The organism is Bacillus sp. 3255 (genome assembly GCF_031456485.1).
Classification (GTDB): Bacteria; Bacillota; Bacilli; order Paenibacillales; family NBRC-103111; genus Paenibacillus_E.
The window spans coordinates 188,829-199,006 of sequence record NZ_JAVDUS010000019.1 but is presented as its reverse complement, the minus strand read 5'-3'; the positions used below and the strand labels follow the sequence as shown (position 1 = coordinate 199,006).

10 protein-coding genes and 1 tRNA gene are annotated in these 10,178 nt (G+C 49.6%); 10 read left to right on the top strand and 1 reads right to left on the bottom strand.

The genetic code is table 11. From position 1 onward, the window contains the following. The first annotated feature begins 298 nt into the window (after positions 1 to 298). The 10 genes from J2X61_RS26550 (at position 299) to J2X61_RS26505 (ending at position 8,700) form a co-directional block, all read left to right on the top strand. A complete protein-coding gene (locus tag J2X61_RS26550) occupies positions 299 to 1,462 on the top strand; it encodes a putative glycoside hydrolase (protein WP_310192117.1) in 1,164 nt (387 codons plus the stop codon). A 153-nt stretch (positions 1,463 to 1,615) separates the two neighbouring features. Continuing rightward, entirely contained in the window at positions 1,616 to 3,073 is a 1,458-nt protein-coding gene (guaB, locus tag J2X61_RS26545; RefSeq protein ID WP_274473152.1) for an IMP dehydrogenase, read from the top strand. 108 nt (positions 3,074 to 3,181) lie between these two features. Continuing rightward, positions 3,182 to 4,510, top strand: a complete 1,329-nt coding sequence (locus J2X61_RS26540) for a D-alanyl-D-alanine carboxypeptidase family protein (RefSeq protein WP_274473151.1) — start codon at positions 3,182 to 3,184, stop codon at positions 4,508 to 4,510. Between the two features lie 117 nt (positions 4,511 to 4,627). Next, positions 4,628 to 5,509, top strand: a complete 882-nt coding sequence (gene pdxS, locus J2X61_RS26535; RefSeq protein ID WP_274473150.1) for a pyridoxal 5'-phosphate synthase lyase subunit PdxS — start codon at positions 4,628 to 4,630, stop codon at positions 5,507 to 5,509. Beyond that, the gene (gene pdxT / locus J2X61_RS26530; RefSeq protein WP_274473149.1) at positions 5,509 to 6,087 is read left to right on the top strand and encodes a pyridoxal 5'-phosphate synthase glutaminase subunit PdxT; all 579 of its coding nucleotides are present in this window, start codon (positions 5,509 to 5,511) and stop codon (positions 6,085 to 6,087) included. The genes pdxS and pdxT overlap by 1 nt, the downstream gene beginning before the upstream one ends. A gap of 91 nt (positions 6,088 to 6,178) precedes the next feature. Then, positions 6,179 to 7,459, top strand: a complete 1,281-nt coding sequence (gene serS / locus J2X61_RS26525; protein ID WP_310192113.1) for a serine--tRNA ligase — start codon at positions 6,179 to 6,181, stop codon at positions 7,457 to 7,459. A gap of 84 nt (positions 7,460 to 7,543) precedes the next feature. Continuing rightward, positions 7,544 to 7,628, top strand: a tRNA-Ser gene (locus J2X61_RS26520). Positions 7,629 to 7,998: 370 nt separating this feature from the next. Further along, positions 7,999 to 8,343 (top strand): hypothetical protein, encoded by a 345-nt coding sequence (locus J2X61_RS26515; protein ID WP_274473146.1) that lies wholly within the window; start codon positions 7,999 to 8,001, stop codon positions 8,341 to 8,343. A 24-nt stretch (positions 8,344 to 8,367) separates the two neighbouring features. Continuing rightward, positions 8,368 to 8,517 carry a hypothetical protein gene (locus J2X61_RS26510; protein ID WP_274473145.1) on the top strand — a complete coding sequence of 50 codons (150 nt, stop codon included), beginning with the start codon at positions 8,368 to 8,370 and terminating at the stop codon, positions 8,515 to 8,517. Positions 8,518 to 8,532: 15 nt separating this feature from the next. Next, complete coding sequence (locus J2X61_RS26505) at positions 8,533 to 8,700, top strand: small acid-soluble spore protein P (protein WP_274473144.1); 168 nt, start codon at positions 8,533 to 8,535, stop codon at positions 8,698 to 8,700. Between the two features lie 249 nt (positions 8,701 to 8,949). Here J2X61_RS26505 and J2X61_RS26500 read toward each other — a convergent pair whose 3' ends face one another. Further along, positions 8,950 to 10,152, bottom strand: a complete 1,203-nt coding sequence (locus tag J2X61_RS26500; protein ID WP_310192108.1) for a hypothetical protein — start codon at positions 10,150 to 10,152, stop codon at positions 8,950 to 8,952. Between the last annotated feature and the right edge of the window lie 26 nt (positions 10,153 to 10,178).

The window sequence follows — 10,178 nt, the reverse complement described above, 5'->3', positions numbered from 1 at the left end:
TGGTACTTGAACCGCAGGGTTCTGGGAGAGTAGAACGTTGCCAAGCACGAGAGAAAGCCTTTCTGAGAGAAATCTCAGGAAGGTTTTTTTGTTTTTCGCCGAAGTCGCTGCAATTGCATAAGCGATTTCCTAGCTTTGTAAAGGATTCGAAGTAATTGGGAATAGTTCCTTACATACTCTTTTTTTGACATCAGTACAATACCGAACATAAACCCATACTAGCCCTATAAGGAGGGATTCTTGTATGGGTTTTTCAATATTTTCGAAAAAGTTAGCTATTGTCCTATTTGGTTATTCAATGCTTCAAACCGCGACCGCCTGCTCGCTTAAAATGGATGCGGCCAAAGCAGAAGCCGATTCCCTGCAGCCGTTAAGTAATTTGAGTGGAACGATTCCTGCTCCTATCGCAGAAGTAAAGCAAGTTCAACCTGCCGGCCATTCGCCGCTTAAGGCAGTTCAATCTAAACCTAAGCCTTCCAAGCAGGTAGTGAAAGGTATCTACGTTTCGGCTTGGTCAGCCGTAGGCACAAAGTTTGAGCAGTTGATCAAGCTAGTTGATTCAACCGATTTGAACGCCATGGTCATCGATCTCAAGAATGATTCAGGACAAGTTACATATGCCTCCAAGGTGCCCCTGGTGAATGAAATCGGTGCGAACAGCAACATCATCATTCGGGATATGAGCTCGATTTTGCAAAGGTTGAAGGCGAAGAACATTTATACGATTGCGCGCATCGTTGTTTTCAAGGATCCGTACTTGAGCAAGAAGAAAAGCGAGTATGCGATGAAAACCCATCAAGGTCAAGTCTGGCATGATAATAAGGGCGTAGCATGGGTCGATCCTTATAAAGAGGATGTTTGGGATTATAACTTGCAGCTCGCTATGGAAGCAGCTCAACTGGGTTTCGACGAAGTGCAGTTCGATTACGTCAGATTTCCGGAAAACGGCAAGAAGGTGGATGCGGAAGTCAGCTTTCATAATCCGAAGAAATGGACGAAGGCCCAGGTCATTGAAGCTTTCCTCACGAAAGCGAAAGAACGCGTAGGCGGCCAAGCTTATCTGTCGGCTGATGTGTTTGGATTAACGACCTCATCCGATAATGACATGGGTATAGGGCAGGAATGGTCGAAGATCAGCAAGCAGGTGAATTACATTTCCCCGATGCTCTATCCTTCGCATTACTCCAATGGGATGTATGGGGTGAAGTATCCGGATTTACAGCCCTATGCTATTATTCATAAGGCCATCAGCGATGCGAACGTCAAAAATGCCGTACTATCGCAATCGGGAGCTTCTATAGCGGAAGTCAGGCCTTGGTATCAGGATTTTACAGCAACGTGGGTAAAGCCCCATAAGACCTATGGTTACATCGATGTGATGGAACAGATCAAAGCGGCCAAGGAACAGGGTGTGGAACAGTTCCTACTGTGGAATTCCAATAGCATTTATTCCTATCGTTAACCGAATGTTCTTATTCGGATGACGGCCGACCGCTAGACTTGTCCTTTTCCTTGACACGAAAAAAGGGCTTTTGTTAAGATTGCAATCATATAAGCTTAGCAGGGTGCTAGTATTGAAATCTTTTAAAGAAAGATCTAAGGAGGAATAGGTGTTGTGAGGGAAGACAAGTTTGGTAAGGAAGGTTTAACGTTTGATGATGTTTTGCTCGTGCCTAGAAAGTCCGAAGTGTTCGGTAAGGAGATCGACGTTTCGACTGTGCTTGCGCCGCATGTGAAATTAAATATCCCGTTCATCAGCTCGGCGATGGATACGGTAACGGAATCCGGACTTGCGATTGCTATGGCCAGAGAAGGCGGTATCGGGATTATCCATAAGAATATGTCCATCGACCTTCAAGCGGAGCATGTCGACCGAGTCAAGCGCTCTGAGAGTGGTGTCATCACGAATCCGTTCTCTTTGACGCCGGACCATCATGTCTATGATGCGGAGGAATTGATGGCGAAATACCGGATTTCCGGTGTACCGATCGTGAATGAAGCCAATAAGCTGGTCGGCATTTTGACGAATCGCGATTTGCGCTTTGTCCATGACTACTCCATCAAAATTAACGAAGTGATGACAAGAGATGGCCTAGTCACAGCTCCCGTCGGAACTACGCTTCAGCAAGCCGAAGGCATTCTGCAGAAGCATAAAATTGAGAAGCTTCCGCTTGTGGATGACAGTTTCGAATTGAAAGGTTTAATTACGATCAAGGATATCGAGAAGGCGATTCAGTTCCCTAACTCGGCGAAAGACGCGCAAGGCCGCTTGCTTGTGGGCGCAGCCGTCGGTGTATCCAAGGATGTTATGGAGAGAGCAGCTGCGCTAGTTAAAGCGGGAATTGACGTCATTGTCGTGGACTCCGCGCATGGCCATCATATTAATATCGCGGAAACGGTGAAGAAGATTAGAGCGGCATATCCGGATCTGCCGATTATCGCGGGTAACGTAGCGACGGGCGACGGCACGCGCGATCTGATCGCAGCTGGAGCTTCCATGGTGAAGGTCGGTATCGGTCCTGGATCGATCTGTACGACACGCGTCATCGCAGGTATCGGTGTTCCTCAAATTACCGCTATCTACGACTGCGCACAAGCAGCTGCGGAATTCGGAGTTCCGATTATCGCAGACGGAGGCATCAAGTACTCAGGCGACGTGGTCAAGGCAATAGCTGCCGGGGCTAGTGCGGTGATGATCGGCAGCTTGTTTGCCGGAACGGATGAAAGTCCGGGTGAATCGGAGATTTTCCAAGGACGTAAATTCAAAGTATATCGCGGCATGGGTTCGCTAGGCGCTATGAAAGAAGGCAGTAAGGACCGTTACTTCCAAGAGAACGAGAGCAAGCTTGTTCCTGAAGGTATCGAGGGCCGTGTAGCCTACAAAGGGCCTTTGGCCGATATCGTGTACCAACTCGTTGGCGGCCTGCGCTCCGGTATGGGCTATTGCGGTGCCCGTAACATTCAAGAACTGATTCACGATACGCAGTTTGTGCGGATTACAGGCGCCGGTTTGAAAGAAAGCCACCCGCATGATGTTCAAATTACGAAAGAAGCACCGAACTATTCCTTGTAATTGTCACATTATGGAGGCGCGGGTTTTGAACCTGCGTCTTCTTTTTTTTGTCTAATAGGGTGTGTTACAATATAACCTGATATAAAAATTGCTAGGGAGAGTGAAGTTGTGAGATTTCCAAGTTTTACGAAGAGAAAGGTTGCTTTGGTGTTAGGTGTTAGTTTGATCGCTCAATCCGTACTTTTACATATACAACCGGCGTATGCCGAAGATGCAAAGACACCTGCAGCAACAACCGCGGCAGCCACTGGAAGCGAACTGAAGGTGAATGCCAAGTCGGCCATTATTATGGAAGCCAGCACAGGAGCCGTACTGTACGAGATGAATGCGGATGAAGCGCTGCCTCCGGCAAGTATGGCTAAGATGATGACCGAGTATCTGGCTATGGAGAGCATTAAGGAAGGCAAATTCACGTGGGAATCACAAGTTACGGCTTCTAAGAATGCTGCTGATGTTATCGGCTCCGGGCAGCTGATTGCAGAGAATGAGACCTTATCCTTCAAAGATATGTTCAATGCGATGTCCATCTATTCCGCGAATGATGCTTCTGTCGCTTTCGCCGAGCTGCTTGGAGGCGGGTCGGAAGAAAACTTCGCGAAAATGATGAACGAAAAGGCGAAACAGCTGGGGATGTCCGATAAGGCCCATTTCATCAGCGCTACGGGATTGTCTCGCGCGGATCTGAAGAATCCGCCGCAATCCATTGAAGGTGAAACGAAGATGACGGCGCGGGATTCCGCGATTCTGGCTTATAACATTCTCAAGGATCACAAGGAGATTCTAGAGTTCACGAAAATTCCTACGTTGAAATTAAGACCTACCGATAAAACGGCAATGATCAACTGGAACTGGATGTTGGAAGGAAACTCAACGAACACCAATTTCAAAAAATACGCCTATCAAGGACTGGACGGCTTGAAAACAGGTTCCACCGATGATGCCGGCTACTGCTTCACCGGGACAGCGGAGCGCAACGGAATGCGGCTTATCACGGTGGTCATGGGGACCAAAACGGAGCCGGAGCGTTTCAATGAAACAAGGAAGCTCCTCGATTATGGTTTCAACAATTTCGAAATCAAACCTTACCTGAAGGCGAATCAAGAAATAGATTCTTTGAAAATCGTAAACATTAAGAAAGGCGTGGAAACGCAAGTGCCGGTCGTAACCAAAGATGGACTTACCTTCGTTACGAAAAAAGGCGCCAAAGACACGGATTTCAAAATTACGGCTGAAGCTCTGGAAGAAAGCAAATTGGTAGCTCCGATTGCGAAAGGCGATGTGCTCGGGAAGGCGACTGTAGATTACAACGGCCAAGTCAAAACGGTAGATCTTGTAGCCAATAATGATGTCGAGAAAGGCAGCTGGATCCGCTTGTTGTTCCGCTCCATTAAGAACTTCTTCAGCGATATGTTTAAAGGGATCAAGGGCGGTTCCTAGTCCAGATAATGGGTTGTATAATGACCCTCCTTCATGTAAAATGATTGTTTAGAAGTTTACTATCGAAACGTGTAGCAAACTGTAAAATTTGCACTAAGGTATAGGAGGAAATAAAGAATGGAAACAGGAACATCCCGCGTTAAAACAGGTATGGCCGAAATGCAAAAAGGCGGCGTCATCATGGACGTTATGAACGCTGAGCAAGCAAAGATCGCAGAAGCAGCTGGTGCCTCCGCTGTTATGGCGCTTGAGCGCGTACCTGCTGACATTCGTGCGGCTGGCGGGGTATCCCGTATGGCTGATCCGACTATCGTGGAAGAAGTCATGAAAGTCGTCACTATCCCGGTTATGGCGAAAGCAAGGATCGGACACTTTGTAGAAGCGAAAGTCCTGGAATCTCTGGGCGTTGACTATATCGATGAGAGCGAAGTTTTGACACCTGCGGATGAAGTGTATCACATCAACAAGCGTGACTTCACGGTTCCTTTCGTCTGCGGATGCCGTGATCTTGGCGAGGCTCTTCGCCGGATCGGTGAAGGTGCTTCGATGCTTCGTACCAAAGGCGAGCCTGGAACAGGCAACATCGTGGAAGCTGTGCGTCATATGCGTATGATTCAAGGCCAAATCCGCAAAGTTCAAGGCATGTCCAAGGACGAGCTGATGTTTGAAGCCAAAACGCTTGGTGCTCCATATGAATTAATGCTGCAAGTTCATGAAACAGGCAAGCTGCCGGTTGTTAACTTCGCTGCGGGCGGTGTTGCAACTCCAGCGGATGCTGCTTTGATGATGCACTTGGGTTCTGACGGCGTGTTCGTTGGATCCGGTATTTTCAAATCCGACAACCCTGAGAAGTTCGCAAAAGCAATCGTAGAAGCTGTAACGCACTATACGGATTTCAAACTGATTGCTGAAATCTCCAAAGGTCTTGGCAGCCCTATGAAGGGAATCGAGATTTCCAAGCTGCAAGCTTCCGAGCGTATGCAGGAGCGCGGCTGGTAATGAAGAAAATTGGGGTTCTCGCGCTGCAAGGCGCGGTAGCAGAACATATTCGCGGCATCGAGCAGGCTGGCGCCGAAGGCGTTGTGGTGAAACGTACGGAGCAGCTGGCTGATCTCGACGGCATTATTTTGCCGGGCGGTGAAAGTACGACAATCGGCAAATTGATGCGCACGTATGGATTCATCGAGGCGCTTCGGGATTTCTCTGCGGCAGGCAAGCCGATCTTCGGCACTTGCGCAGGGTTAATTGTCATCGCCAAAGAGATTTCCGGCCAGCCGGAGGCTCATTTGGAGCTGATGGACATGACAGTGGCTCGCAACGCGTTCGGCCGTCAGCGTGAAAGCTTTGAGACGGATCTGCCGATCAAAGGCATTGACGAGAACGTTCGTGCGGTGTTCATTCGTGCCCCACTGATTGAGAAAGTGGGACCGGGAGTTGACGTGCTGGCTACGTACAATGGCCAGATCGTCGCGGCGCAGCAAGGCCATCTTCTTGCAGCATCGTTTCACCCGGAGCTGACAGACGACTTCCGTCTGCACAGTTATTTCTTAGATATGGTTAACCAAAGCCAAGCATAAATAATGGTTCAAGCACCTTGATAACTCCGGTTGCTCCGGGAAGGGTGCTTGCTTCCATATTCAACCATTTTGCGCTAACGGAGGAATCTCCTTGTTTGATGTAAAGTTACTTCGAAACGATTTGGCAGCCGTGCAAGCTGCTATGCGAAACCGCGGCAAGCAGATTGAAGAGCTGAACGGTTTCACAGAATTGGATTTGAAACGCAGAGAGCTGCTCCAGGAAACCGAACAGCTCAAGAACCGCCGCAATACGGTCTCGCAGGAGGTCGCGGGCCGCAAGAGATCGGGCGAGAATGCCGACGAACTCATCCAGGAGATGAAGGTTGTCGGAGACCGCATCAAAGAGCTGGATGACGAGATTCGCGTCTTGGACGAGTCGTTGCAGCAGGTACTGCTCTCCATTCCGAATATGCCCCATTCCAGCGTTCCTGTAGGCGGCTCCGAAGAAGAGAACGTAGAATTGCGTCGGGTAGGCGAGATTCCGCAGTTCGGCTTCGAAGTGAAGCCGCATTGGGAAGTTGCGCAGGAGCTGGGCATTCTGGATTTTGAAGCCGCTGCGAAGGTCACGGGCTCGCGATTCGTTTTCTATAAAGGGCTCGGTGCAAGACTGGAGCGCGCATTGATCAACTTCATGATGGACCTGCACAGCGATGAGCATGGATATGAAGAAATGCTGCCTCCGTACATCGTGAACCGTGACAGCTTAACGGGCACGGGTCAGCTTCCGAAGTTCGAGGAAGATGTGTTTAAAGTAGAGAATTCGGAATATTTCCTGATTCCTACGGCGGAAGTACCGGTGACGAATTATCACAGGGATGATATTTTGACGGGGGAACAGCTTCCGGTTAATTTCGTAGCGTTCAGCGCTTGTTTCCGTTCGGAAGCGGGATCTGCGGGAAGAGATACGCGCGGCTTGATCAGACAGCACCAGTTCAACAAAATCGAGCTCGTGAAGATTGTCAAACCGGAAGACTCGTATGACGAGCTGGAGAAGCTCACAGCCAATGCTGAACGCGTACTGCAGCTGTTGAAGCTGCCATACCGTGTGTTGGCCCTCTGCACGGGAGATATCGGCTTCTCGTCGGCGAAGACATACGACTTGGAAGTATGGCTGCCGAACAGCGGCGCTTACCGCGAAATTTCCTCCTGCAGCAACTTCGAGGATTTCCAAGCCCGCAGAGCGAACATTCGCTTCCGCCGGGATGCGAAGTCGAAGCCGGAATTCGTACATACGCTGAACGGTTCAGGCTTGGCGCTAGGACGTACCGTAGCGGCAATTCTCGAGAATTATCAGCAGGCGGACGGCTCGGTTGTTATTCCGGAAGTGCTCGTTCCATACATGAACAATGTGAAAGTGATTGTGAAAAAATAGCACTTGATTGTTCCCTGATAAATATGCTACAATGCTTTTTGTCACTGCACGAGGTTGTCTCCGCTACCGGAGACACCTTATCGTGGAGAGGTGGTCGAGTGGTTTAAGGCAGCGGTCTTGAAAACCGCCGAGGTGCAAGCCTCCGTGGGTTCGAATCCCACCCTCTCCGTAAACCGGCAATACCCTTAATAGGGTATCCACAACTGAAACGCATCGGACTGTTGATTACACGGTCTGGTGCGTTTTTTATTTGTACAAGGCACCCTGTAGAGACTTTGCCGAGGCATCCTTTACTGCTGTTGTGCCGCGCTGGAAGCCTCTAGAGGGGCTGCTGCAGGCCGGTATGATTCGGGAACCCCAAGGGAGCCAGTTCGCTCCAGAACACGCAAGGAAGCAGTTACTGCGCTATTACAATCGGTGATGGTGTAAACAGCATCCGAGCAGCTGCCACGATAGCAATTCGTCGTGGCAGTTGTTGTTTTTTTACATGGATAAAAGGATGATTCCTTCCGCATTTTATACTTGTGGAGGTGTTACTTATGAGCAATGAGAAGCTGACGATTGATCAAGCAGAATTGGTACAAGAGTGGATGCGAGTGCTCCCGACGACGCTGCAGCCAACCGATCAAGCGCGTGTATGGGCCGATGAAGCCGATCCTCAGACGGTTCGGGTTCATATTGAGGCAGCTGGACACACCGGCTACAACTTCGATTTCAAAGTCAATTACGTGGACGCCAGAGAGGTTAAGGTCGACCTGACGGACGTTCAGCGGGGGACTACGCACATCGACGAAACCGGGGATGTCGTACAGAACTTGGTGGATGATTATGTTCGCCATATTCATGAATGTGCGCAGGCCTTACACAGAGTCACACACGTTTAATTATGCGAAGGGGAGTTCATGCACATGACGAAGCAGAAATCGCGGGATAAAAATCTCCAAAATGTAGCGAAGGACTTGGAAGCAGCCCCAGTTAACAGTCATCAAGCGCAACAGATGCAGCAGCAAGTGAATGATCACCGGCATCAAGATGCATTAAATCATGATGGAAATTAGAGGGGGACGATGACAATGAAACCAGAAGCTTACGGAGTGACCGACACGTCTCAGAACCAACCTAACGCCGGCGGCAGCCAAGGCAAGCATAGACAGGATCCGTTATCCGGATCGAAAAAGGTGAAAAACCGCAACCATTCGAGGGATAATCAGCAAAGTGAAGGTTCGGGCCACGGTCATTAAAATCTTTTCGTCAATTATGTTTAAAGTTCGACAAACCGGACATACTATATCTTGTCAGTGAGCAGAGAGGTGTGGTTCCGTTGGAGCACTCCGCGAAACAACCCGTTGCATAGAGGACTTTCATACCTGTTAATCAGGCTGGAGGGGATGTGCCAAAGACACGTACCGTGTTTTAGAAGCAGATTTACCTAAAGGTTCGCGAGTAACAAGTTTAAAAGAAATCAGCAATCACTGACAAAAAAAGAACCCTTAGGGGTTCTTTTTTTCGTCGATTTCCAGGTAAGTTTGAGCGGGCCGGTTCACATAGCTCTCATAATCGTCACGGGGAACGAAACGCTCATCAGGCACATGCTGCGTCTTCCGATACAAGAACAGCTTAATGCCTCCGCCAATCAGGATGATCGCGACGATTAACGTTTGGCCGAAGTTATTCACCCAATACATAAAGTTCGTATGCGGGAACAGCTGGTAGAGAAACTGAACGATCACTTCTTTGAAGATATAATAGCCGCCGAGCAGGATCAGCACCATACCGATGGAACGGTGATAGGAGGTCCAGTTCTCGACGATCGGCTTATCGACCAGCGTGCCGTTCTCATATTTGGTAATGCTCTGTAGACCGTCGAAGAAGCTAAAGAACCAGAGAATCGGGACCAGGAAGAGGAACAGGGACAGCCGCAGCACATCGAGCACATAGATCGAGAACAGGAAGATCGCCATGAGCTGAATGCCCCGTTTGTTCATCGACAGATACAGATGAGCGGCTCCGGGGAAAATAGCGATAATCGTTGCTAATGTCCGGTTTTTGCGCCCATATTCATCGCTGAGGTGAAAGTCGTCGAAGATGCTCCGATCGATCACTTCATAGCCGGCTTGCTTGCGCTCCTGCTGCTTCAGCGCATCGAACATGCTGTAGAACCACAACACCGGCATCGCCAGCAGGAAGGCCATGAAGCTGTCGTTATTGGTCGTCATGGTGATGAAGAAGACGAGCACCGGGACTCCGAAGAACGCGACCATGGCGGTCAGACCGCGCTGCATCAGCCCGAGTTGGAAATGGCCGAGACCCGGAACGAAGGAGAGCAGCATGATTTTCGTTCGTTCCTGCTGCGCGGCGGCGTGTACGGCGTACGGGTTCGGCTCCCAGGAAGGCTGTCCGTAAGAGTCCGCCTCGTAGGCAGCGCCTTGCGGCCCGTGATAAGGCTGCGGCCGCAGCAGGAAGATGATCATGTCAATCATGTTGACGATTCCGAAGAAGGCGGCAATGATCAGCATGAAAATGAGAAGATCATCATCGACGTGAGAGAAGGCGACGCTAACGAAAATAAGAAACAGCGGGCCGAAGAAACCAGCCCCGTAGAGCATCGCACGAAATATTCGATTCATATAGAGATGACCCGCTCCGGGTATGAAGGACAACATCAGAGCGACCAGGCTGCTTTTGGTAGGCATGAAGGGTGGAAACCTCCTTATGGTTT